This window comes from Nocardioides daeguensis (assembly GCF_019192965.1).
GTDB lineage: Bacteria > Actinomycetota > Actinomycetes > Propionibacteriales > Nocardioidaceae > Nocardioides > Nocardioides daeguensis.
Genome location: NZ_JAHTKU010000001.1, coordinates 61,677 through 84,545, shown reverse-complemented (window position 1 = coordinate 84,545; position 22,869 = coordinate 61,677). Strand labels below are relative to the sequence as shown.

Genomic DNA, 22,869 nt, shown 5'->3' with positions numbered 1-22,869 from the left:
TGGGCGTCCGCAGATTGAGCAAGCGACGCGACTGAGGGACGAAGTCGCGTCGGCGCGTCGAAATCCATTCGCTCTCTGCCTCACGGCCCTTGTGCCCGTCGCCGCACAGGAGTTACGTGAACCCATGGCGGACAAGCGCGCAGAGAGGCGGGGCGAGCACGACCTCGCGGTGACCGGGCCCGACCAGGTACGCAACGTGGTCCTGGTCGGGCCTTCCCACTCGGGCAAGACCTCCCTCGTGGAGGCCCTGCTCGTGCACACCGGGGCGATCAACCGGGCGGGCAGCACGGCCGACGGCACGACGGTGTGTGACACCGAGGAGGCCGAGCGCAGCCACGGCCGCTCGATCTCGCTGGCGGTCGCGCCGCTCGTGCACCGACGGGTGAAGGTGAACCTCGTCGACACCCCCGGGTACGCCGACTTCGTCGGTGACCTCCGCGCCGGGCTGCGCGCCGCCGACTGTGCGCTGTTCGTCATCGCGGCCAACGAGGAGGTCGACGAGGGCACCCGCGCCCTGTGGCGCGAGTGCGACCAGGTCGCGATGCCCCGTGCGGTGGTGGTCTCCAAGCTCGACCACCCGCGCGCGGACGTCGACGCCGTCGTCGCGCAGGCCCGCGCGGCGTTCGGTGGCAAGGTGCTCCCGGTCTACCTCACCGGCACGGACGGACTGACCGGCCTGCTCACCGGCGACACCGACGACCCGCGCCGGGGCGAGCTGATCGAGGCGGTCATCGAGGAGTCCGAGGACGAGGACCTGATGGACCGGTACGTCGGCGGCGAGGAGGTCGGCCTCGACGTCCTGGTCGCCGACCTGGAGACCGCGGTCGCCCGGGCCACCTTCCACCCGGTGGTCCCGGTCTGTGCCGCCACCGGGGTCGGGCTCGGCGAGCTGCTCGACCTGTGCGTCGACGGCTTCCCCTCACCGCTGGAGCACACCTCGCCCGAGGTGTTCACCCCCGCCGGCGCGGCCGTCGGCCGGGTGTCGTGCGACCCGACGGGGCCGCTGGTCGCCGAGGTGGTGAAGACCGCCGGCGACCCGTACGTCGGCCGGGTCAGCCTGGTGCGGGTCTTCTCCGGGACCCTCGAGCCGGACACCGCGGTGCACGTGTCCGGCCACTTCTCCTCCTTCTTCGCCGCCGACGCCGGCCACGAGGACCATGACGAGGACGAGCGGATCGGCGCCCTCGGCCACCCCTTCGGGGCCGCGCAGGTGCCCGCCGCCCGGGTGCTGGCCGGCGACCTCGCGACCGTCGCCCGGCTCTCCCGCGCCGAGACCGGCGACACCCTCTCGGCCGTCGACAAGCCCCTGGTGCTGCGGCCCTGGTCGATGCCGGACCCGCTGCTGCCAGTGGCGATCGAGGCGGCCACCCGCTCCGACGAGGACAAGCTCTCCCAGGCGCTCGGGCGGCTGGCCGCCGAGGACCCCAGCCTGCGGGTCGAGCACAACGCCGAGACCGGACAGCTCGTGCTGTGGGTGATGGGGGAGTCCCATGCGGACGTCGTGCTGGAACGGCTGGCCGACCGGCACGGGGTCGCCGTCGAGCAGCGCGAGCTGCTGGTCCCGTTGCGCGAGTGCGTCGCCGGTCGGGCGGCGGGCCACGGCCGGCACGTCAAGCAGTCCGGCGGGCACGGTCAGTACGCCATCTGCGACATCGAGATCGAGCCGCTGCCCGAGGGCAGCGGCTTCGAGTTCGTCGACAAGGTGGTGGGTGGCTCGGTGCCGCGCAACTACATCCCCAGTGTCGAGAAGGGGGTCCGCGCCCAGATGGAGCGCGGCCTGCGCCACGGCTACCCGGTCGTCGACCTGCGGGTCACCCTCACCGACGGCAAGGCGCACAGCGTCGACTCCTCCGACATGGCGTTCCAGAGCGCCGGCGCCCTGGCGCTGCGCGAGGCCGCCGAGGCGTCCGGGGTCTCCATGCTGGAGCCGTACGACGACGTCGGTGTCCTCGTCCCCGACGACCTGGTCGGCGCGGTGATGAGCGACCTGTCCGCGCGCAGGGCCCGGCTGCTCGGCAACGAGAACGTCGACGGCGGCCGGACCCTCGTGCGGGCACACGTCCCTCAGCGCGAGCTGGTGCACTACGCCGTCGACCTGCGGGCCGCGACGCGAGGTGCGGGCACCTTCACCCGCACCTTCGCGCACTACGAGCCGATGCCCGAGGAGCAGGCGCGGCAGGTGACACCGCGCCTGCACCACTGACGGAGCTACAGCGCGGTGGTGCGACCCAGCAGGTGGGGCGCGCCGTTCTTGGGGTTCACCAGGGTGAAGTCCCACCCGGTGGCGTTGGCCTCGGCGCCGAACTGCGCCTTGCCGGGCAGGAAGATCGGCTTCTTGAACGCGACCTCGACCTTGACCGCGTCGGGCAGCCGGTTCTCCAGGGCCGCGATGCAGCGGGCCTTGCTCCACATGCCGTGCGCGATGTGGCGCGGGAAGCCCAGCGCCTTCGCGGTCAGCGGGTAGAGGTGGATCGGGTTCCGGTCGCCCGACACCGCGCCGTACGTGCGCCCGATGTTCTCCGGGATGCTCCACACCGGGCCCTTTGCCGTGATCGCGTTCAGCGACATCCCGGGGTCGCCGTTGTCCTTGTCGCCCTTGCCGACCCGCAGGTACGTCGACACCGACTCCCACACGACCTCGTCACCCACGGTGCCGGTGACGTTCATGTCCCAGGCGCGGCCCTTGGTGCTGGCCCGCAGGTTGTCGGCCCTCAGCGAGAGCGACACGGTCTCGCCGATCGCCACCGGACGGTGCTGGACGATGGTGTTCTCCAGGTGCACCGATCCGATGGCCGGGAAGGGGAACCTCGCGTCGGTCATCAGCTGCAGGTGCAGCGGGAACGCCAGCATGTGCAGGTAGGGCACCGGCGCGACGTCGCGGTTCGGGAAGCCGCACACGGCGGCGTACCGCTCCACGGCCGAGCGCTCCACCAGCACGTCGTTGCGCGACAGCGTGAGGTCCGGCAGTGCACCGCCGGACTTCTTGATGCCAGGTAGCTGGTTCACGCCGGGGACTGCGGGCAGCGCGGCCTTCAGCATCACGGGGAGCGCCATGGTCAGGCTCCCAGCATCATCTGGCCGCAGACCCGCACGACGTTGCCGTTGACGGCGGTCGAGGCGGGGGAGGCGTACCAGGCGATGGTCTCGGCGACGTCGACCGGCAGGCCGCCCTGGGACATCGCGTTGAGGCGCTGGCCGACCTCGCGGGTCGCGAACGGAACGGCGGCGGTCATCTGGGTGATGATGAAGCCCGGCGCGACGGCGTTGATCGTGATGCCGTCCTCGAGCTTCTCAGCCAGCGAGTCCACGAAGCCGATGACGCCGGCCTTCGAGGCCGCGTAGCTGGTCTGGCCCAGGTTGCCGGCGATGCCCGCGATCGAGGCGACGCCGATGATCCGGCCGTTGGGGTTGACCACCTTCTGGGCGAGCAGCTCGGCGGTGATCCGCTCGGGCGCCTCGAGGTTGATCTGCAGCACCTTGCCGAAGCGCTCCGGCGTCTGGTTGGCGAGCTTCTTGTCCATCGTCACACCCGCGTTGTGCACGACGATGTCCACACCACCGTGCTTCTCCTTGAGGTGGTGGGCGATGCGCTGCGGCGCGTCGGGCGCGGTGATGTCGAGGGTGAGCCAGTCACCGTCGAGCTCGTTCATGACCTTGACCAGCTCGGCGGCGGCCTGCGGGACGTCGAGGCCGACGACCTTCGCGCCGTCGCGGTGCAGCACGCGGGCGATCTCCTCGCCGATGCCGCGGCTGGCGCCGGTCACGAAGGCGACCTTGCCGGCCAGCGGCTGGGTCCAGTCGGTGAGCGCCGCGCCGTGGGTCTCCTCGTGGGCGCCGATGCGGACCACCTGGCCCGAGACGTAGGCCGACTTCGGGCTGAGCAGGAAGCCGAGGGTGGACAGGACCGAGTCCTCGTAGCCGGTCGCGACGTAGACCAGCTGGACGGTGCCGCCCTTGCCGATCTCCTTGCCCAGGCTGCGGGTGAAGCCCTCGAGGGCGCGCTGCGCGACCTGCTCGCTGCCCTCGACCAGCGCCGGCGGCGTACCGATGACGACGACGCGGGCGCAGCTCTTCAGGCTGCGCATGACCGGGGTGAAGAAGGTCTGCAGCTCGACGAGCTGCTCGACCGTCGTGATGCCGGTGGCGTCGAAGACCAGGCCCTTGTACTTCTCGCCCTCGGCCTGCGCGGTGACCGAGGCGATGCCCAGCACGTCGAGCAGGCCCGGCAGCGACTCGACCACGCGACCACGGCCACCGACGAGGACGGTGCCGTCGACCAGCGGGTCGCCGGCCCGGTAGCGGTCCAGCTTGGTGGGGTTCGGCAGTCCGAGGTTCTTGACGAGGAGCTTGCCGATCGGGGAGCTCACGAAGCCCTGGTACTTGTCAGTCATGACACCATGTAACTAGATGTGTAACTCTGAGTCCACATTTCGTGATCTCGCCCTCAATCGGTTCTCCGACGGGCCCCGCTGAGTGAGGATTGACCCATGACCGAGACTGTTCGCCGGGCCGCCGTACTGGGCGGTAACCGCATTCCGTTCGCCCGTTCCAACGGTGCCTACGCCACCGCCTCCAACCAGGAGATGCTGACCGCTGCTCTCGACGGCCTCGTGGCGCGCTTCGGGCTCGAGGGCGAACGTCTGGGTGAGGTCGCCGGTGGCGCCGTCCTCAAGCACAGCCGCGACTTCAACCTGGTCCGCGAGTCGGTGCTGAGCACCCGGCTCGCCCCCGAGACCCCGGCCATCGACCTGCAGCAGGCCTGCGGCACCGGCCTGCAGGCGATCAACTACATCGCCAACAAGATCAAGCTCGGGCAGATCGACTCCGGCATCGGTGGAGGCGTCGACACCACCTCGGACGCGCCCATCGCGATCTCCGAGAAGCTGCGCAAGAAGCTGATCCAGCTCAACAACGCGCGCAGCACCAAGGACCGCCTCGCGATCCTCGCGACCATCCGCCCCGGTGACATCGGCCTCGCCGTCCCGTCCAACGGCGAGCCGCGCACCAAGCTCTCCATGGGCGAGCACCAGGCGCTGACCGCGCTGGAGTGGCAGATCACCCGCGAGGCGCAGGACGAGCTGGCCGTCACCTCGCACCACAACCTCGCGGCGTCGTACGACGAGGGCTGGCAGGACGACCTGGTCACGCCGTTCCGCGGCCTCGAGCGCGACAACAACCTGCGTGCCGACTCCTCGCTGGAGAAGCTGGCCAAGCTCAAGCCGGTCTTCGGCAAGGGCGAGGCGGCCACCATGACCGCCGCCAACTCGACCCCGCTGACCGACGGCGCCTCCGCCGTCCTCCTCGGCACCGACGAGTGGGCCGAGGCCCACGGCCTCGAGGTGCTCGCGTACTTCGTCGACTCCGAGGTCGCCGCCGTCGACTTCGTCAACGGTGCCGAGGGCCTGCTCATGGCGCCGGCGTACGCCGTCCCGCGGATGCTGCAGCGCAACGGCCTTACCTTGCAGGACTTCGACTTCTACGAGATCCACGAGGCCTTCGCCTCGCAGGTGCTCTCCACGCTCGCGGCGTGGGAGAGCCCCGTGTTCTGCAAGGAGCGCCTCGGGCTCGACGCGCCCCTCGGCTCGATCGACCGGGCCAAGCTCAACGTCAAGGGCTCCTCGCTCGCCGCGGGTCACCCGTTCTCCGCCACCGGCGGGCGGATCGTGGCCAACACGGCCAAGCTGCTCAAGGCCAACGGCGGCGGCCGGGCGCTGATCTCGGTCTGCGCGGCCGGTGGCCAGGGCGTCGTCGCCATCATGGAGCGCTGACGACCGAGCTCGTCGAGTAGCCCGAGGCGCTAGCCGAGGGCGTATCGAGACGGCCCGTCCCCCCTGGTGGGGGACGGGCCTTCGTCTTGATGACTGCTCGTCAGGCGGTGACGAGGGCGAGCGCCGAGCGCACCAGGTAGGAGCGCACCTGCGCCGCCGAGATCTGCCCGACCGTCGGGATGCCCGGGGCGGCCTCGCTGACCAGGATCCCGAGCCGGGCCAGCTGCAGCGCGCCGAGCCCACTGGCGTAGAGCGCGTTGGCGAGCAGCACCGGGTCGTCGCTGAGCGTGAACGCGCCCTGCTCGACGCCGTGGCTCAGGGTGTCGGAGAGGACGGTCAGGCAGGAGGTGATGCCGCGCCCGAGCCGGAACAGCGGCCCCTCCGCGATCTCGTCGAGCAGTTCGTCGCCGGGCCGCACCATCAGCGCCTGCGCGCAGTCGACGAACGCCGGGTGGGCGACGCCGTAGTCGACGAAGGCCCCCACGATCCGCTCCAGCTTCTCGCCCGGCGCGCTCGCGCTCGCCGCGGCCGCCGCCATCGCGTCGTGCAGCTCCTCGAGGTAGCCGACCAGGGTGAGCGCGAACAGCTCCTCCTTGCCGGTGAAGTGCCGGTAGACGATCGCCCGGTTGATCCCGACCGCGCTCGCGATCTCCTCGATCTGGACGTCGCGGACGCCCTTCGAGTCGAAGATCTGCCGGGTCGCGGTGATGATCTCCGCCTGCCGGGCCCTGCGACGCGCAGCCGCTGCCTTGCGGCGCCCGTCGGTCACCGGTGCGTTCGTCGCCATGGGTGAAGTGTACGAGACGTGCAACTCGGTGTTGCAACATCTCCGTCGGGGCGAGACGGCGCGCGGCTCAGGGAGTCGCGAGCGCGCGCACCGTCTCGATCGTGTCCGCCTCGTCGGCGGACTTGCCGTCGCGGTAGCGCACCACCCGCGCGAACCGCAGGGCCAGCCCACCCGGGTACCGCGTCGAGCGCTGGAGGCTGTCGAAGGCGATCTCGACGACCTGCTCGGGCGCACGGTGACGACCCAGCCGTCGTCCTCGACCTCCAGCTCGCGGAAGCGGGCGTTCTGCCAGGCGAACATCTCGTCGGTCATCCCCTTGAACGTCTTGCCGAGGCGGCACCGAGGGCCGAGGGTGTTCGCGCTAGTCGGGCAGGGCTGCCATCTCCATCAGTCGCAACAAGCCAATGACGTGGGCAAGTCCGTGCCACGAGGGGGCGGCGTCCCCGCTGGCGTTGATCTCTTGAAGTTCGTTGAGGTCATCGCTGACCTGTCCGACGGTGAGCGTCGAGGGCTCGCGGGACAGGTCGAATGCAGTACCGACCGGGAGGTGCCAGTAGTGATCGTGGCCAATCCGAATGTGACTGCCCTGCTCGGACTCGAACGCATCAAGAGCAAGCGCCACTGCCGTGCGAACATCTGCGACTCGAAGGACGTCTGGCGACATGCGCTTACCTTTGCACGGCCGATTACCAGAGGTGAGCGCGAACCGTGTCGATCGTGTCTGCCTCTGCTGGCGTCTTGTCATCGCGATACCGAACGACTCGGGCGAACCGAAGCGCAACGCCACCCGGGTAGCGGCTCGACCGCTGAACCCCGTCAATTGCGATCTCCACGACCTGTTCGGGGCGCACTGTTACGACCCATCCGTCATCTGAAACCTGGAGGCCTTTGAGCCGCTCGGTCTGCCAGGCGAGCATCTCGTCGGTCATCCCCTTGAACGTCTTGCCGAGCATCACGAAGCCGGTGGGGGAGGACGGGTCGCGGGCGCCGAGGTGGATGTTGGAGAGCCAGCCGCGCCGACGGCCGGAGCCGTGCTCGACGGCGAGGACGACGAGGTCGAGGGTGTGCACCGGCTTCACCTTGACCCAGGCCGAGCCGCGGCGCCCGGCGTCGTAGGTGGCGTCGACCGACTTCACCACGACGCCCTCGTGCCCCGAGGCCAGGACCTCGGCGGTGAAGGCGGCGGCCGCCTCGACGTCGGAGCCGATCCACCGCTGCACGCGGTGCTCGCTCGGCACGAGCTCGTCGAGGACCTGCCAGCGCTCGCGGGCGGGGCGGTCGATGAGGTCGGTGCCGTCGAGGTGCAGCACGTCGAAGAAGTACGGCGTCACGACCGAGTCGGCGAGCGCCGAGGACGCCGTGCGCGAGGCGGTCTCCTGGAAGGGACGGGGCCGGCCGTCGGCGGCCAGCCACAGGGCCTCACCGTCGAGGACGACCTGCGACGCCGGCAGGGAGCGGGCGATCGCCACGACCTCGGGCAGGCGGTGGGTGATGTCGTCGAGGCTGCGGGTGGCGACCACCACGTCGTCCCCGGAGCGGTGCACCTGGATCCGGATGCCGTCGAGCTTCGCATCGACGCCCACGACCCCGGAGCCCGCCTTCGCCACCGCCGCGGCCACGTCGGGCGCCGAGGAGGCCAGCATCGGCAACACCGGACGGCCCACGGTCAGGCCGACCGCCTCGAGGGCGGCGGCTCCCGCGAACGCGTCGTCGACGACGTACGTCGCCCCGCCGGCCAGCATCGCCGCCCGTCGTACGGCCGCCAGCGGCACGTCGGCCGCGGCGGCGAGGGCCTCGGTGACGACCGCCTCGAGCGCGCCTTGGCGGACCTCGCCGACGGCGACGGCGCGCAGCCACGCCTGCTCGGGCGCGCTCGCGCGGCCGAACAGGTCGGCGACCGCCGCCGTGCGCAGGCCCGCGGACCCCGGTCCGGACAGCAGGGACATCGCCTCGAAGGCGGCGTCGACCTCGGCCACCTCGAGCTCGGAGCCGGCAGCGGGGGCGGGCAGTGACTGGAGGCCGCGCCAGCCCAGTCCGGTACGGCGCTGCCGCAGCCGGCCGCTGAGGAGGTGGGCCACGAGCGCCCGCTCCCCGGGTTCGGCGGCGAGCAGCAGCTCGCTGATCAGTCGGGTCTTCTCCTTGCGCGAACGCGTCGCCGCGACCTGACGGGAGACGTCGACCAGGTCGCGGAGCAGCATCGGCTCAGTGGGAGGCGTCCAGCGACGCGGCCGTCACCGCACCGTCGATCACGTGCTCGTAGACCTCGTCGAGGTCGAGATCGGCGTTGGTGCCGGACAGGTCGCCGAAGTAGCCGGCGACCTCCAGGGACACGAAGCCGTGCAGGCAGGCGAAGAGCGCCATCGCGTTCTGCAACAGCCGTTCGTCGGAGAGCCCGGCGGAGCGGCCCATGATCGCCAGCGCCTCGATCGCGTCGAGCGCGGCGGCGTAGAAGGCCTCCCGGTCGATCGGCGGTCGGGTGAGGGCGGCGTAGCGCTGCGGGTGGGTGCGGGCGAAGGCGCGCAGCGCGTGGCTCAGGGCCCGCAGCCCGCCGACGCCGGCATGACCCATCGCGGCGCCGCGGACGTGGTCGCCGAGCAGGCGCATCGCGCGCACCTGGATCAGGGCGCGCAGGTCCTCGAGGTTCGCGACGTGGTTGTAGAGCGAGGACACCCGGGCCTCGAGCTCGGCGGCGAGCGAGGTCATGGTGAGGGCGTCGTACCCGTCGCGGTCGACGAGCACCTCCGCCGCCTGGAGCACCGCCTCCTGGTCGAGGCGGGTCCGGCGACGACGGGTCGTGTCGATGCTCAACTGCCCCTCCGGAGCCTGGGAAGATGTCGGCGACGAACGAAAGAGATTCGTCGTTGGGTGACAGAGCCTAGTGCGTTGCGCCCGTGAGCGCAGCGGCCGGCCGTCGTCCCGCGGCCTGCCCCGGGCGGAGCGCGGCCTTACAGTGCTCCCGTGACCTCCCCGGACGCAGCGGTCGCCCCCGACGCCGAGCGCGTGTGGCTCCCCGGTCGTCCCGTTCCGGTCGGCGCCCTGCTGCGGCAGCAGCGGCACGGAGGCGGCGACCCGACCCACCGGCTGGCCCTCGCGGGTCGGCACTGGCGGGCCTCCCGGACGCCCGAGGGCGAGGTGACGCTCGCCGTCCGCGACCAGGACGCCGAGGGAGCGATCGCCGCCCAGGCCTGGGGGCCGGGCGCCGGCTGGGCGCTCGCCCAGCTGCCCGCGCTGCTCGGCGACCTCGACGACTGGACCGGGTTCGAGCCCCGCCACCCGGTGCTCGAGGAGGCCCGGCGCCACCACCCGCACCTGCGGCTCGGCCGGACCGGGCTGGTCCTCGAGGCGCTGGTGCCCGCGATCATCGAGCAGAAGGTGACCGGTCAGGAGGCCTTCGCCGGCTTCCGGGCCCTGGTACGACGCCACGGCACTGCCGCGCCCGGGCCGGGTGCCGCGCTGGGGCTGATGGTCCAGCCCGGCGCCGCGACGCTGCGCCGGGTTCCCTCCTGGGAGTGGCTCCGGTTCCACATCGACCCGGCCCGGAGCCGGGCCGTGGTGACCGCCGCCCGGCACGCCGAGGCCCTGGAGCGGACCGCTGACCTGCCGGGCGAGGAGGCGGAGCGGCGGCTGCGGGCGCTGCCCGGGATCGGGGTGTGGACCGCGGCCGAGGTGCGCCAGCGCGCGCTCGGGGACCCCGACGCGGTGTCCTTCGGCGACTACCACGTGGCCAAGGACGTGGGCTGGGCGTTGGAGGGGCGGGTGTTCGACGACGCGGAGCTGGCCCGCTACCTGCGGCCCTGGCGGGGCCAGCGCGGCCGGGTCCCCTTCCTGGTGGCGGCGGCCGGGCTGCGGCGTCCCCGGCACGGTCCACGCATGGCGCCCCGTGATCATCTCGGGAGCCGTGACCAATTCGCGTGATAAGTGTTACACCGAGCAACAGGCAGTCAGGGGGGCGGCCTGGTGCCGGTCCGACCGGCGAAGAGGCAGGGGTGGATATGCGCGACAGGCGGATGGCCTGATGAGCACCGTGGTGGCCGGGGGACGCTCCCTCCTCGACAACATGACCGGCAGGTTCCGGGCCGGCGTGATCACCACCGGAGAGCTCGTCAAGCTCGCCGTGGAGTCCATCCAGTGGGGCTTCTCCGACATCGTCGCCCGCAGGTTCTCGTGGTCGGAGTTCCTGCTCCAGTGCTGGTTCATGACCCGGGTCTCGCTGCTCCCGACGATCCTGGTCGCCATCCCGTTCGGCGTGATCACGTCCGTGCAGATCGGCGCGGCGGCCAACCAGATCGGCGCCCAGTCGTTCATCGGCGCGGTCAACGGCATCGGCGTGCTCCGCCAGGGGGCGCCGCTCGTGACCTCGCTGATGATCGCGGGCGCGGTCGGGTCCGCGGTCTGCGCCGACCTCGGCGCGCGCACCGTGCGCGAGGAGATCGACGCGCTCAAGGTCATGGGCATCTCGCCCATCCAGCGCCTGGTCGCTCCCCGCATCCTCGCGGCCCTGCTCGTCTCGGTCCTGCTGACCATCGTCGTCGCGATGACCGCCATGACCACCGCGTTCGTCATCGTGGTCGGTGGCGGCCAGATCTCCTCGGGCACCTACCTCGACTCGTTCGTCGGCCTCGCCCAGCCCGGTGACCTCGTGCTCGCCGAGTTCAAGGGCCTGCTGTTCGGCTTCGTCGCGATCATCGTGTGCGCCCACAAGGGTCTGAGCGCCCACGGCGGCCCGAAGGCCGTCGCCGACGCCGTCAACCAGGCCGTCGTGCTCAGCGTCATCATCCTGGCCGTGATCAACGTGGGCCTGACCCAGGCCTACGTGATGCTCTTCCCCGGAGGTGCCTGATGGCCGAGGTCCAGCTCGGTCGCGGAATCGGCGCCCGGTTCTCCGACGCCCTCGTCGGCATCGCCGACTCGGTGATGAGCACGCTCGCGATGCTCGGCTCCTTCGTGAGCTTCTCCGGCAAGGTCTTCCGCGAGGTCCCGGCGACGATCGCCCTCTATCCCAAGGAGGTGCTGCGCCAGATCAAGGACATCGCCTGGGGGAGCGGCGCCCTCCTGGTCGGTGGCGGCACGGTCGGTGTGATGATCCTGCTCTCCGTCGCCGCCGGCACGTCGATCGGCATCGAGGGCTTCAACGGCCTCGAGATCGTCGGCCTCGCGCCGCTGACCGGCTTCATCTCCGCCAGCGTCAACACCCGCGAGCTCGCCCCGCTGATCGCCGCGCTGGCGCTCGGCGCCCAGGTCGGCTGCCGCTTCACCGCGCAGATCGGCTCGATGAAGATCCACGAGGAGATCGACGCGCTCGAGGTGATGGCGGTCAGCGCGGTGCGCTACGTCTGCACCACGCGCGTGATCGCCTGCATGGTCGCGATCCTGCCGCTCTACCTGATCGGCCTGATCGGCAGCTACCTCGCCTCCCAGGCCTCGGTCGTGGTCCTGTTCGGGCAGTCACCCGGTCAGTACGACCACTACTTCTCGACCTTCATCCAGGGCCGGGACATCGTCTTCTCGATCGTCAAGATCCTGATCTTCGCCCTCACCGTGGCCCTGATCCACTGCTGGTACGGCATGCGGGTCGGCGGCGGTCCCCAGGCGGTCGGCGAGGCGACCGGCACCGGCATCCGGGCCAGCATCGTCTCGATCGTCCTCCTCGACATGGTCCTCACCCTGGTGTTCTGGGGCGGCGACCCGGGCTTCCGGATCTCCGGGTGAGGTGACGACATGGCACGAGAGACCTCCCGCAACCAGCTCGCCCGCCGCGGCCTGATCGCGATCGTCGCGCTCGCCGTCGTCGGCGCCTTCATCACCCTGCGCAGCAACGGCACGTTCGGCACCAGGCCGCACGTGAGTGCCGAGGTCGCCAACGCCGGCGGCGCGCTGCGCGCCGGCTCCGACGTGAAGATGAACGGCGTCATCGTCGGCAAGGTCACCCGGATCAGCCGCGCCGCCTCCGGCGGCGTCACCGTCGACATGGAGATGTCGGAGAAGGACCTGGACGTCGTCCCGGGCAACGTCGTGGCGCGGATCCTGCCGGCCACCGTGTTCGGCACGACCTTCGTCGACCTCGTCGTGCACGGCAAGCCCTCCGGCGAGCTCGAGGCCGGTGCCAGGGTCCCGGCCGACGGCACCCAGGCGACCCTGGAGCTCCAGCAGGCGCTCGACGACATCGACCGCCTGGTCAAGGCGCTCGGCCCGGCCGAGCTCGCCTCCGCCATCGGCTCCGCGGCCGAGGCGCTCGACGGACGTGGTGGCCAGGTCGGACGGACCGTCCGCACCCTCAACGGCTATCTCGACCGGATCAACCCGCGGATGCCGCAGGTGCGGGCCGACCTGCAGGCGCTGGCGTCGACGACCCAGCTGGTCGACGAGATCGCGCCCGACCTCCTCGACGCGACCGACGACGTCCTGGTCACGCTGCACACCATCGTCACCCAGGAGGCCGCGATCACGGCCCTGATCAGCGGAGGCACCAACCTGGCGAAGACCTCGCGGGCGTTCCTGGCCGAGAACGAGAAGGACCTGGTGGACTTCATCAACGGATCCGCGGTGCTGCTCGACGCGGTCTACGACAACCGCAAGGCCGGCATCACCGACGCCCTCGCGACCAACATCCTGCTCGGCACGAACCTGCCGCAGGCCGCGCGCGGCGGTTTCGTGCAGACCGACGGCACCCTGCGGCTCTCGCCGCCGCCGTACTACACCAGCGGCCAGCAGCCCGTGTACCGCACGGGCAGCACCGACCCCGCCGGGGTGGGGCGGCTCTGGGGGGAGCGCCGATGACCGGGCTGCGCTCGATCGCGATCAAGTTCGCCGCCTTCGCGGTGGTCAGCGGACTGATGCTGCTCCTGCTGGTCAACACCATGCAGAACGGCGTCTCCGGCGGCACCCACGAGTTCAAGGCGGAGTTCTCCGACGTCAGCGGCCTGCGCGTCGGCGACGACGTGAAGGCGGCCGGCGTCCGGGTCGGCCAGGTCAAGGACATCAGGGCCACGGCCGCCGGTGCCGAGATCAAGGTGGAGCTGGTCGAGGACCAGGAGCTGCTCGACACCACCAAGCTGGTCATGCGCTACCAGAACCTGCTCGGCCAGCGGTACATCTCCCTGGTCCAGGGGGCCCAGCGCGGCCCCGCCCTCGAGGACGGCGCGACGGTGCCGGTCTCCCGCACCGACCCGGGCTTCGACCTGACCGGCCTGCTCAACGGCTTCCGGCCGCTGTTCAAGGTCCTCCAGCCGGGTGACGTCAACAAGCTGGCGACGTCCCTGGTCAAGGTCCTCCAGGGCGAGGGCGGGACGGTCGAGCAGCTGCTCGCCCAGACCGGGCAGCTCAGCAGCTTCCTCGCCGACCGCGACACCGTGATCGGCGAGGTGATGACCAACCTCAAGCCGGTGCTCGACAACATCGCGGGCCAGGGCGACCAGCTCTCCCAGACGGTCGTCGAGCTGCGCAAGCTGATGACCGGTCTCGCCGAGGACCGCAAGTCCATCGGGGCGTCGATCGACGGCGTCAGCCGGCTCGTCGGCGCGACCAGCTCGCTGCTCAAGGAGGTCAAGGTGCCCCTGACGAGGACGACGGACCGGCTGGTCACGGTCGCGGACATGTTCGAGAGGTCCCGCGAGAGCCTGGTGGAGGCGATCCCCGCGTTCACGACCGTCTTCGAGTCGCTCGGTCGTGCGACGTCGTACGAGAACGCGCTCAACGTCTACGTGTGCTCGTTCTCGGTGGCGCTCACTCCCAACGGCAGCGGCATCAACCCGGTGGGCAACAACGGCCCGTGGTCGGCGGCGTGCCGATGAAGCCCATGAACGAGCGCAACCCGCTGCGCGTCGGCATCGTCACGCTGGTGGTCATCGGCGTGGTGGCCGCGGCCGTCATCGTCCTCAGCGTCAGCAACTTCGGCACGAAGAGCTACACCGCGCTGCTCGAGCACACCGCCGGACTGCGCAAGGGCGAGGACGTCCAGGTGCACGGCGTCATCTCCGGCAAGGTCACCGGGATCGAGATCCAGGACGACCACGTCGAGGTGAGGTTCGCTCTGGACTCCGACATCTCCCTGGGCGACCGGTCCACGGCGACGGTCAAGGTGGCCACCCTGCTCGGCACCCACTACCTCGAGGTCGACCCGAACGGCACCGGCAGCCTCGCGAGCAACCAGATCCCGCTCGACCGGACCTCGGTGCCCTACAACCTCCAAGACGTCATCGAGAAGGGCTCCGACACCCTCGAGGAGCTCGACCCCGAGCTGCTCGCCAAGGCGCTCACCGCAATGGCCGGCACCCTGGGGGCGAGCCAGGAGGAGATCGGGCCGGCGCTCGAAGGGGTCGCGCGTCTCTCCGAGGTCGTCTCGAAGCGCTCCGACCAGGTGGGCGACCTGCTCGCGTCGACCCGCAAGGTCACCGACCAGCTCTCCGCCAGCAGCCAGGACATCGTCGGGCTGATGAAGCAGACCAACCTGGTCGTCGGCGAGATCACCGCCCGCCGCGAGGCCATCCACCGGCTCCTGGTCGAGACCACCGACCTGTCCAAGGCGCTGACCGCGATCGTGAAGTCGACCGACGGCAAGCTCGAGCCGGCGCTCAAGGACGTCAGATCGGTCCTCGACACGCTCAACAGCCAGGACGAGCAGCTGTCCCGCCTGCTGGAGAACATGGCGCCCGCGGTCCGCTACGTCGCCAACGCGACCGGCAGCGGCCCGTTCCTCCCGCTCTACCTCGAGCCCCCGGCGATCCCGGCCGACGACACCACCTGCAAGCTGGAAGGGACGTGTCAGCGATGACCGCGGCGCTGAAGACAGGACAGGTCCGCCGCGGCGACCGCGCCACCGGCGCGGCGTTCGCCGCCCTCGCTGTCCTGCTCACCACCGGGTGCGGCGTCGTCGGTGGGTCGGACACGATGACCGTGAAGGCCTACTTCGCCGACTCCGCAGGCCTGTTCGTCGGCAACGACGTCGGCGTCCTCGGCGTCACCATCGGCTCGATCACCTCGATCGAGCCCGACGGCGACAAGGTGCTCGTCACCATGGAGATCGACTCCGACCAGCCGGTGCCGGCCGACGCCGGCGCCGTGGTCGTGGCCCGCTCGGTCGCCACCGACCGGTACGTCGAGCTCACGCCGGTCTTCCACCAGGGCGACCAGCGGCTGGCCGACGACGCGACCATCGCGCTCGACAAGACCCAGACCCCGGTCGACTTCGACCAGGTGCTGGAGTCGCTCAACGACTTCGCCACGGGCATCGGTGGCAACGCCGAGACCACGAAGGCCGTGCAGCGGTTCGTCGACGCCGGCACCGAGGCCCTGCAGGGCCGTGGCCCGCTGCTCAACCAGACGATCCACGCGCTCGCCGACGGTGTCGACGGCATCGCCACGCACCGCGAGGACGTCGCCGCCACGCTGAAGTCACTCGACGTGCTGCTCACCACGATCGCGGCCAACGAGGACACCGCCCGCACCTTCATCCAGCAGGTGTCGGAGGCGTCCCAGCTGCTCGCCGACGAGCGGGGCAACTTCCAGCAGGCGCTGCGCTCGCTCGACAAGGCCGTCACCACGGTCGCGGAGTTCGCCGTCGACAACCGCCAGTCGATCGTCGACAGCCTGGACGGCTCGACCACGCTGATGAAGACACTGCTCACCAAGCAGGACCAGCTCGCCGAGATCCTCCGGGTGATGCCGCTCGCGCTGCAGAACCTGCGGATGATCCAGGGCGACCGGCTCCCGGTCCGGATCGACCCGTTGATCCTGGACCCGCTGGGCGGCCTCCTGCAGCAGCTGTGCAAGGGCCTGCTCGGCCCGCTGTGCACCGTCATCAACGGCACGCAGCCGGGAGCGTGAGGGAGCGATGACTGCGATGAAGCCGACTGCCGCGAGGACGACGGCGACCGCGCGGGCCACCGCGGTGCGGACCGCCCTGGTCGCCGTGCTCGCGCTGGTGCTGGGCGTGCTGTCCGCCTGCAGCACGACGATGCGCGACCTGCCGATCCCCGGAACCGGCGTCTCGGGCGACACCATCGAGATCGGCGCCGAGTTCGACGACGCGCTCAACCTCGCGGTGGGCGCGCCGGTCAAGGTCAACGGGGTCGACATGGGCAAGGTCAAGTCCATCGAGGCCGACGACTTCACGGCCCGCGCCACGCTGACGGTCAAGAAGGACGCGCAGGTGCGCGAGGGCGCTCAGGCGCGGCTGCGCTACACCACGCCCCTCGGCGAGCTCTTCGTCGACGTCACCAACCCGGTCGACGGCACCGTGCTGGCCGACAAGGCGGTGCTCTCGCGTGAGAGCACCACGACGGCACCCTCCGTCGAGGACGCGCTGGCCCAGGCCTCGCTGCTCATCAACGGGGGTGGCCTCGACCAGCTGCAGACCGTGACCGAGGAGCTCAACACCGCGCTCAACGGCAACGAGGCCGACTACCGGGCGCTGCTCGACAAGGCGTCGGTGTTCCTGACCCAGGCCAACTCGACCACCCAGGCCCTCGACAGCGTCCTCACCTCGATGAACTCGCTGTCGACCACGCTCAACGGGCGGAAGAAGACCATCAACCGGGCGCTCGAGGACATCCGGCCGGCCGCGAAGGTGCTGCGGGAGCAGACCCCGGCCTTCACCGCCTTGCTCGCCGAGGTCGATAAGTTCAGTGGCGCGGCCAACGACACGGTCACCAAGACCCGCTCCCAGCTGCTGACGATGCTGAGCGAGCTGGAGCCGGTCCTGGCTGAGTTCGCGGCCAACAACGGCACCTTCGAGAAGTCGCTGCAGGCCGTGATCAAGGCGTCCGGCTCGGCCGACGCGGTGATCGGCACCGACTACCTCAACATCGCCCTCGAGCTGCACCTCGACAACCTCAACGTCGACGGTCTGCTCAACGGCGCCCTCAACGGCCTGCTGGGCGACGTGCTCGCGCTGGTCGGGCTCGACAAGCTGCTCCCGAACCTGCCGCTCCTCGGCGGCAGCAAGACCGGCGCCAAGACCGGCGCCAAGACCGGCGTCAAGACCGGCGCGAAGGGCGGGACGGCCCCGGGCGGCACCGGCAGCAACGGGACGGGGACCACCGCGCCCGACCCGCTGGGACTCAACGGCCTCCTCGGCGGCCTGTTCGGACGGGGGGCCTGAGCCATGATGAAGATCCTGGGCAATCGGCTCTACCTGAGCCTGGCCGGCATCATCGCTGTCCTGGTCGTGACGACGGCGTACATCTTCGCCGCCGTCCTCGACCAGCCGCTGACCTCGCGGCCGGTCGAGGTCAAGGTCCAGCTCGCGCAGACCGGCGGCCTCTTCGAGGGCTCCGTGGTCACCTACCGCGGTATCAAGGTCGGCAAGGTCAGGTCCATCGTGCCGACCGCCGACGGCGTCGAGGCCACCATCCGGATCACCACGGGCACCGAGATCCCCAAGGACTCCCTGGCCCGGGTGCGCAGCCTCTCGCCGGTCGGCGAGCAGTACCTCGACTTCCAGCCGAAGCAGGCCAAGGGGCCCTACCTCGCCAGCGGCGACGTCATCCCGGCGGAGTCCACCGACCTGCCGAAGAGCCTGAGCTCGACGGTCGTCGCGGTCAACGACGTGCTGCGCCAGATCGACGACAAGGAGCTGCACATCGTCCTCGACGAGCTCAGCACCGGCCTGAAGGGCACGGGGGAGGACCTCGGCCAGATCCTCGACCAGGGCACCGCGATCCTGGAGACCCTCGACGCCGTGTGGCCCGAGACCGACCGGATCATCAGCAGCTCCGGGAGCGTCTTGTCGATCGCGACCGACAACGCCGACTCGCTGCGTCGGTTGGCGACGTCCGCCAAGCAGTTCGCGACCTTCCTGCGCAACTACGACCCGGAGCTGCGCGACCTCCTCGAGCGCGGACCGGGCCAGGTCGACGAGCTGGTCAAGCTGGTCGAGGATGCCAACCAGGTCCTGCCCGGGTTCTTGTCGACGGGGGTGAGCTTCACCGACGTGTTCCGTTCCTACGAGCCCCACCTGCGTGCGCTGCTGCAGAACTACTCGCCCGGCCTGCAGTCACTGCTGTCCAAGGTGCGTGACGGCGAGCTGCGCATCGAGATCATCCCGGACATGGACCCGCGCTGCAGCTACGGCACCGCGCGTCTGGACCCGAAGCGGACCGAACGCCGCCCGCTGCAGAAGGACGGCCGCTGCGCCGCCTCCTTCGCCACCCTGCAGCGCGGTGCCGCCCACGCCCCGGGACCGGTGCGATGAACGCGACGACCCGAACCCCTCGCGCTCGCGGGCCGGTGGCGCTGCTGTGCGCCGCGCTGCTCGCGGTCGGGCTGCTGGCCGGTGGCTGCGGATCGAGCTCGGACGACAAGGCGCTGAAGGACGCGCAGGCCGAGGTCCAGGAGCTGACCGCCCGCAACGACGCGGAGAAGGCGGCGCTCGAGGCGGCGAAGAAGGTGCTGGTCGAGATCACGTCGTACTCGTGGCAGGACGGCGAGCACGACTTCGCCTGGATCGACCAGATCGCGAACGCCGAGCTCAAGGAGAAGCTGGCCCCCAACGTCGGCGACCTCCAGAAGGCGATCGTCGACGGCAAGGTGACGGCCAAGGGCCAGGTCGTCGACGCGGCCGGCCGCGTGGTCGACGACACCCAGGTCGAGGTGCTGGCGTTCGTCGACCAGGCGATCACGGACGACACGAACACCGACGTCAAGATCGAGGAGCAGCGGGTCAGCATGACGATGACGCTCGTGAAGGGTGAGTGGCTGGTCGACCGGCTGGACCTGCTCAGCGGCACCAACGCCGGAGAGGGCGCGCAGTAGCCCGCCTCGGCCTGTCGCTAGATTGACGCGCGTGGCGCACGACGACGGAGACTCGCTGGCCGGCCTCAGGACCGTGCTCCGGCGGGTGCTGCTGACCCTGGTCGGGGTGCCGTTCGTCGTCGCCATCGCGATGTCGCTCGTCGACTCCTACCGGCGGCGGGGCAAGCGGCCCAAGCCGTTCCCGACCACCGATCCGCGGACCGTGGCGGTCGGCGACGGGGACGTGACGACGTACACCTTCGGCCGCGACCTGTACGACGACATGCTCGCGGCCATCGAGGGCGCACAGCGGCAGATCCTCTTCGAGACCTACATCTGGAAGGGCGACGCGACCGGGGAGCGCTTCAAGCGCGCGCTCATCGCCGCGGCGGAGCGCGGGGTCGACGTCTACTGCATCTACGACGGGTTCGCGAACCTGGTGGTCTCCCCGGCCTTCCAGCGGTTCCCGTCGAGCGTGAAGGTGCTGCGCTACCCGGTCTACACCGCCGGCTGGCGGTTCTTCGACCTGCGCCGCTACGGGCGCGACCACCGCAAGATCCTCGTCGTCGACGACAACGTCGGCTTCGTCGGCGGCTACAACATCGGCTCGGCCTACGAGTCGGAGTGGCGCGACACCCACGTGCGGATCACCGGCCCGGCCGTGTGGGACCTCAAGCGGGCCTTCGCCGACTTCTGGAACCTCAACCGGCGGCGCCGGCTGCGCTCCTCCGAGCGGCCCCTGCTGCTCGAGACCGCGTCGACCTGGGAGCCCCGCGTGCGGCTGCAGCGCAACGTGCCGCGGCTGTGGATGTTCCCGATCCGGGCGATGTACATCGAGGCGATCAACCGGGCCAGCCGCAACGTGTGGATGACCCAGGCCTACTTCCTGCCCGACGAGGACTTCATCGACGCGGTGAAGGCGGCGGCGCGGCGCGGGGTCGACGTACGTCTGCTGCTGCCGCTCAAGTCCAACCACATCGTGGCCGACTGGATCTCCCGCGGGTACTTCACCCAGCTGCTCGACGCGGGCGTGCGGATCCTGCGCTACCGCGACGCGATGGTGCACGCGAAGACGGCGACCGTCGACGGGACCTGGGCGACCGTCGGCACCGCCAACATCGACCGGCTCAGCCTCACGGGGAACTTCGAGATCAACATCGAGATCATCGACGAGGGCTTCGCCCGCGAGCTCGAGGCGATCTTCGAGGTCGACCAGTCCCACTGCCTGGAGCTCACCAGCGGCGAGTGGGAGGCCCGGGACATGCACCGCAAGTTCACCGAGGCGGTGCTCGCCCCGCTGCGACCGCTGCTCTGAGGCGATTGACGAACAGCCATGTTCGTGAAAGCGTCCGGGGCATGGCGACACTGCCGCGGGGCCGGCACGGGCTGAGCCGTGCCGTCGTCGCGGCCGACCAGCGGGAGCGGATGTTCCACGCCCTGGCGGAGGCGATGGCCGAGCGCGGGTACGTCGCCACGCCGGTCGCCGAGATCATCAAGCGGGCCGGTGTCTCGCGGGAGACCTTCTACCAGCAGTTCGGGTCCAAGCAGGACTGCTTCATCGCCGCCTACGGCTGGGCGACCGACGCGCTGCGCGCCGGCTTCGCCGAGGGTCTGGGAGCCGCCGGGTCGCCGCTCGAGCGCTTCTCCGAACTGCTCGGTCGCTACCTCGCTGCGCTCGCCGAGGACCCGGACCGGGCCCGCCTGTTCCTCGTCGAGGTGTACGCCGCCGGGCCGGAGGTGATGCGCCGCCGGCTCGAGGTCCAGCGGGAGGCGGCCGACACGCTCGCCCACCTCTTCGACGCCCGCGACGAGCAGGCGCGCTTCGCGTGCGAGGCGCTGCTCGCCGCGATCGTGCAGATGGCGACGGCGCGGATCACCCTCGACGAGCCCGAGACGCTCGCCGCCCTGCACCCGTCCCTCGTTGCCCTCGCGGCGTCCTTGTTCCCGAGCCGACTCCCGAGCCGACTCCCGAGCCGACTCCCGAGCCGACTCCCGAGCCGACTCCCGAGCCGAGGAGGAGACCATGTGGTTGCGTGCTCCCGTCCGTGACCTCGCCGGCAAGCAGGTGCTCGTCACCGGCGCCGCCAGCGGCATCGGTCGCGCGGTCGCCGAGCAGGCCGCCGACCGGGGCGCCGTGCTGCACCTGACCGACGTCCAGCCCGAGCGGCTGGCCGAGGTCGCCGCCGCGATCCGGGCCCGCGGTGGCCGGGTCGGCTCCGCCGAGGTCGCCGACGTCTCCGACCACGCGCAGGTGCGCCGCCTCGCTGCTGTGGTGACCGAGCGGGCGGGCGCGATGGACGTCGTGCTCAACGTCGCCGGCATCGCGATCTGGGGCACGGTCCGCAGCCTCGAGCCCGAGCACTGGCAGCGCCTGGTCGAGGTCAACCTGATGGGCCCGATCCACGTCATCGAGGAGTTCGTGCCCCCGATGATCGACGCCGGCCGCGGCGGCCAGCTGGTCAACGTCTCCTCGGCCGCCGGCATCATCGCGATGCCGTGGCACGCCGCCTACAGTGCCACCAAGTTCGGCCTGCGCGGCGTCTCCGAGGTGCTGCGCTACGACCTGCGCAAGCACCGGATCGGGGTCAGCCTGGTCTGTCCCGGCGGCGTCGACACGGGGCTGGTCGAGACCATCCGGATCGCCGGGATCGACCAGCACAGCAAGGCGTTCGTCCGCGCCCGCCGCCACTTCCAGAAGCGCGCCGTCCCACCCGAGCAGGCCGCCGCCGCGATCTGGAGGGGAGCGCTGCGCAACCGGTACTGGGTCTACACCTCGCCCGACGTCCGGCTGGCCCACTGGCTGCAGCGCTACTTCCCTCCCGGGTACGCCGTCGCGATGCGCGCCTTCAACTACGGCGCCAACCGGGTGCTCCCCGCCGTCGAGCAGGCGCGGCGACCCGCATGAGCGAGCCGCCGAGCACGCCCCGGATCGCGCCGGGCGGCTGGCGCGAGGTCGGCCCGCTCGTGGCTGCCTTCGCCCGGGTCGCCGGCCGCGTGCAGGGCACCGAGCCACCGGCGGTCTTCCTGACCCTGGGGCGGCACCGCCGGCTGTTCTGGGGCTGGCTGCACTTCGCCGGTCGGCTGATGCCCGGTGGCCGACTGTCCCGGCGAGAGTCGGAGCTGGTCATCGTCCGGGTCGCGGCGCGCCGCGGGTCGTCGTACGAGCTCGCGCAGCACCGCCGACTGGCCCGGCGGGCCGGGCTCTCGCGCGAGGAGGTGGCAGCGATCGAGGCCGGTGCGACCGACGGCACGTTCACCGGCCGGGAGCGGCTGCTGCTGCGCGCCACCGACGAGCTGCTCGCCGACGAGGACCTCTCCGACCCTCTGTGGGCCGCGCTGGGGGAGCGGTTCGAGGACCGCGAGCGGATCGAGATCGTGATGCTCGTGGGCCACTACGCGATGCTCGCCACCGCCCTGCACACGCTGCGGGTCCAGCCCGACCGGGCGCGCCGCTCCTTGTAACTAAGTGTTACAGCGCGCATTTGGGGCTGGTGGGGCTGATGTGGTGGATAACCGTGACGTAACACTTAGTTACAAGGCGCCGACCACTCCGGCCCACCTCCGACCCGGCTAGCCGGGCATGTC

General features: G+C 70.9%; 22 protein-coding genes. 16 read left to right on the top strand and 6 right to left on the bottom strand.

Annotation, left to right across the window (positions count from 1 at the left end; all coding sequences use genetic code 11):
• The first annotated feature begins 124 nt into the window (after nt 1–124).
• On the top strand, nt 125–2,203 hold the full coding sequence (locus tag KU893_RS00425; RefSeq protein WP_218232330.1) for an elongation factor G-like protein EF-G2: 2,079 nt from the start codon (nt 125–127) through the stop codon (nt 2,201–2,203).
• 5 nt (nt 2,204–2,208) lie between these two features.
• Here the strand turns inward: KU893_RS00425 and KU893_RS00420 are convergent, their stop codons facing one another.
• Together KU893_RS00420 and KU893_RS00415 are read right to left on the bottom strand one after the other, a co-directional pair.
• Complete coding sequence (locus KU893_RS00420) at nt 2,209–3,054, bottom strand: MaoC family dehydratase (RefSeq protein ID WP_218232329.1); 846 nt, start codon at nt 3,052–3,054, stop codon at nt 2,209–2,211.
• 2 nt (nt 3,055–3,056) lie between these two features.
• Complete coding sequence (locus KU893_RS00415; protein WP_218232328.1) at nt 3,057–4,391, bottom strand: 3-oxoacyl-ACP reductase; 1,335 nt, start codon at nt 4,389–4,391, stop codon at nt 3,057–3,059.
• Nucleotides 4,392–4,487: 96 nt separating this feature from the next.
• On the opposite strand from KU893_RS00415, the gene KU893_RS00410 reads away from it, so the two are divergent.
• Nucleotides 4,488–5,768 (top strand): acetyl-CoA C-acetyltransferase, encoded by a 1,281-nt coding sequence (locus tag KU893_RS00410; protein ID WP_218232327.1) that lies wholly within the window; start codon nt 4,488–4,490, stop codon nt 5,766–5,768.
• A 100-nt stretch (nt 5,769–5,868) separates the two neighbouring features.
• Here the strand turns inward: KU893_RS00410 and KU893_RS00405 are convergent, their stop codons facing one another.
• From KU893_RS00405 to KU893_RS00390, 4 genes are all read right to left on the bottom strand, one after another.
• Entirely contained in the window at nt 5,869–6,555 is a 687-nt protein-coding gene (locus KU893_RS00405) for a TetR/AcrR family transcriptional regulator (RefSeq protein ID WP_218232326.1), read from the bottom strand.
• A gap of 361 nt (nt 6,556–6,916) precedes the next feature.
• Nucleotides 6,917–7,219, bottom strand: coding sequence for a hypothetical protein (locus KU893_RS00400; RefSeq protein WP_218232325.1), 303 nt, complete (start codon nt 7,217–7,219; stop codon nt 6,917–6,919).
• A gap of 22 nt (nt 7,220–7,241) precedes the next feature.
• On the bottom strand, nt 7,242–8,753 hold the full coding sequence (locus KU893_RS00395; protein WP_218232324.1) for an ATP-dependent DNA ligase: 1,512 nt from the start codon (nt 8,751–8,753) through the stop codon (nt 7,242–7,244).
• A 4-nt stretch (nt 8,754–8,757) separates the two neighbouring features.
• Complete coding sequence (locus tag KU893_RS00390) at nt 8,758–9,363, bottom strand: TetR/AcrR family transcriptional regulator (protein ID WP_218232323.1); 606 nt, start codon at nt 9,361–9,363, stop codon at nt 8,758–8,760.
• A gap of 150 nt (nt 9,364–9,513) precedes the next feature.
• On the opposite strand from KU893_RS00390, the gene KU893_RS00385 reads away from it, so the two are divergent.
• From KU893_RS00385 to KU893_RS00320, 14 genes are all read left to right on the top strand, one after another.
• A complete protein-coding gene (locus tag KU893_RS00385) occupies nt 9,514–10,470 on the top strand; it encodes a DNA-3-methyladenine glycosylase family protein (RefSeq protein WP_218232322.1) in 957 nt (318 codons plus the stop codon).
• A 100-nt stretch (nt 10,471–10,570) separates the two neighbouring features.
• Complete coding sequence (locus KU893_RS00380) at nt 10,571–11,395, top strand: MlaE family ABC transporter permease (RefSeq protein ID WP_218232321.1); 825 nt, start codon at nt 10,571–10,573, stop codon at nt 11,393–11,395.
• Nucleotides 11,395–12,264 (top strand): MlaE family ABC transporter permease, encoded by an 870-nt coding sequence (locus tag KU893_RS00375; RefSeq protein WP_246591392.1) that lies wholly within the window; start codon nt 11,395–11,397, stop codon nt 12,262–12,264. The genes KU893_RS00380 and KU893_RS00375 overlap by 1 nt, the downstream gene beginning before the upstream one ends.
• Before the next feature lie 9 nt (nt 12,265–12,273).
• Nucleotides 12,274–13,332, top strand: a complete 1,059-nt coding sequence (locus KU893_RS00370) for an MCE family protein (RefSeq protein WP_218232320.1) — start codon at nt 12,274–12,276, stop codon at nt 13,330–13,332.
• Complete coding sequence (locus KU893_RS00365; RefSeq protein ID WP_218232319.1) at nt 13,329–14,345, top strand: MCE family protein; 1,017 nt, start codon at nt 13,329–13,331, stop codon at nt 14,343–14,345. Before KU893_RS00370 ends, KU893_RS00365 begins: the two co-directional genes overlap by 4 nt.
• 5 nt (nt 14,346–14,350) lie before the next feature.
• Nucleotides 14,351–15,325 (top strand): MCE family protein, encoded by a 975-nt coding sequence (locus tag KU893_RS00360; RefSeq protein ID WP_218232318.1) that lies wholly within the window; start codon nt 14,351–14,353, stop codon nt 15,323–15,325.
• Nucleotides 15,322–16,377 (top strand): MCE family protein, encoded by a 1,056-nt coding sequence (locus KU893_RS00355; protein WP_218232317.1) that lies wholly within the window; start codon nt 15,322–15,324, stop codon nt 16,375–16,377. The genes KU893_RS00360 and KU893_RS00355 overlap by 4 nt, the downstream gene beginning before the upstream one ends.
• Before the next feature lie 16 nt (nt 16,378–16,393).
• Entirely contained in the window at nt 16,394–17,653 is a 1,260-nt protein-coding gene (locus KU893_RS00350) for an MCE family protein (protein WP_218232316.1), read from the top strand.
• Nucleotides 17,654–17,656: 3 nt separating this feature from the next.
• Nucleotides 17,657–18,745 carry an MCE family protein gene (locus KU893_RS00345; RefSeq protein WP_218232315.1) on the top strand — a complete coding sequence of 363 codons (1,089 nt, stop codon included), beginning with the start codon at nt 17,657–17,659 and terminating at the stop codon, nt 18,743–18,745.
• Nucleotides 18,742–19,305: a hypothetical protein gene (locus KU893_RS00340; RefSeq protein ID WP_218232314.1), complete on the top strand. Its 564-nt coding sequence runs from the start codon at nt 18,742–18,744 to the stop codon at nt 19,303–19,305. Before KU893_RS00345 ends, KU893_RS00340 begins: the two co-directional genes overlap by 4 nt.
• A gap of 31 nt (nt 19,306–19,336) precedes the next feature.
• A complete protein-coding gene (locus KU893_RS00335) occupies nt 19,337–20,599 on the top strand; it encodes a phospholipase D-like domain-containing protein (RefSeq protein WP_257440712.1) in 1,263 nt (420 codons plus the stop codon).
• Nucleotides 20,600–20,640: 41 nt separating this feature from the next.
• The gene (locus KU893_RS00330; protein ID WP_218232313.1) at nt 20,641–21,333 is read left to right on the top strand and encodes a TetR/AcrR family transcriptional regulator; all 693 of its coding nucleotides are present in this window, start codon (nt 20,641–20,643) and stop codon (nt 21,331–21,333) included.
• A complete protein-coding gene (locus tag KU893_RS00325; RefSeq protein WP_218232312.1) occupies nt 21,308–22,189 on the top strand; it encodes an SDR family oxidoreductase in 882 nt (293 codons plus the stop codon). The genes KU893_RS00330 and KU893_RS00325 overlap by 26 nt, the downstream gene beginning before the upstream one ends.
• Nucleotides 22,186–22,746, top strand: coding sequence for a carboxymuconolactone decarboxylase family protein (locus KU893_RS00320; protein ID WP_218232311.1), 561 nt, complete (start codon nt 22,186–22,188; stop codon nt 22,744–22,746). The genes KU893_RS00325 and KU893_RS00320 overlap by 4 nt, the downstream gene beginning before the upstream one ends.
• The last annotated feature ends 123 nt before the right edge of the window (nt 22,747–22,869 follow it).

Coding starts and splice junctions, on each gene's coding strand:
- KU893_RS00425 (WP_218232330.1), top strand. CDS start 125: ATGGCGGACAAGCGCGCAGAGAGGCGGGGCGAGCACGACCTCGCGGTG.
- KU893_RS00420 (WP_218232329.1), bottom strand. CDS start 3,054: ATGGCGCTCCCCGTGATGCTGAAGGCCGCGCTGCCCGCAGTCCCCGGC.
- KU893_RS00415 (WP_218232328.1), bottom strand. CDS start 4,391: ATGACTGACAAGTACCAGGGCTTCGTGAGCTCCCCGATCGGCAAGCTC.
- KU893_RS00410 (WP_218232327.1), top strand. CDS start 4,488: ATGACCGAGACTGTTCGCCGGGCCGCCGTACTGGGCGGTAACCGCATT.
- KU893_RS00405 (WP_218232326.1), bottom strand. CDS start 6,555: ATGGCGACGAACGCACCGGTGACCGACGGGCGCCGCAAGGCAGCGGCT.
- KU893_RS00400 (WP_218232325.1), bottom strand. CDS start 7,219: ATGTCGCCAGACGTCCTTCGAGTCGCAGATGTTCGCACGGCAGTGGCG.
- KU893_RS00395 (WP_218232324.1), bottom strand. CDS start 8,753: ATGCTGCTCCGCGACCTGGTCGACGTCTCCCGTCAGGTCGCGGCGACG.
- KU893_RS00380 (WP_218232321.1), top strand. CDS start 10,571: ATGAGCACCGTGGTGGCCGGGGGACGCTCCCTCCTCGACAACATGACC.
- KU893_RS00375 (WP_246591392.1), top strand. CDS start 11,395: ATGGCCGAGGTCCAGCTCGGTCGCGGAATCGGCGCCCGGTTCTCCGAC.
- KU893_RS00370 (WP_218232320.1), top strand. CDS start 12,274: ATGGCACGAGAGACCTCCCGCAACCAGCTCGCCCGCCGCGGCCTGATC.
- KU893_RS00365 (WP_218232319.1), top strand. CDS start 13,329: ATGACCGGGCTGCGCTCGATCGCGATCAAGTTCGCCGCCTTCGCGGTG.
- KU893_RS00360 (WP_218232318.1), top strand. CDS start 14,351: ATGAACGAGCGCAACCCGCTGCGCGTCGGCATCGTCACGCTGGTGGTC.
- KU893_RS00355 (WP_218232317.1), top strand. CDS start 15,322: ATGACCGCGGCGCTGAAGACAGGACAGGTCCGCCGCGGCGACCGCGCC.
- KU893_RS00350 (WP_218232316.1), top strand. CDS start 16,394: ATGAAGCCGACTGCCGCGAGGACGACGGCGACCGCGCGGGCCACCGCG.
- KU893_RS00345 (WP_218232315.1), top strand. CDS start 17,657: ATGATGAAGATCCTGGGCAATCGGCTCTACCTGAGCCTGGCCGGCATC.
- KU893_RS00340 (WP_218232314.1), top strand. CDS start 18,742: ATGAACGCGACGACCCGAACCCCTCGCGCTCGCGGGCCGGTGGCGCTG.
- KU893_RS00330 (WP_218232313.1), top strand. CDS start 20,641: ATGGCGACACTGCCGCGGGGCCGGCACGGGCTGAGCCGTGCCGTCGTC.
- KU893_RS00325 (WP_218232312.1), top strand. CDS start 21,308: ATGTGGTTGCGTGCTCCCGTCCGTGACCTCGCCGGCAAGCAGGTGCTC.
- KU893_RS00320 (WP_218232311.1), top strand. CDS start 22,186: ATGAGCGAGCCGCCGAGCACGCCCCGGATCGCGCCGGGCGGCTGGCGC.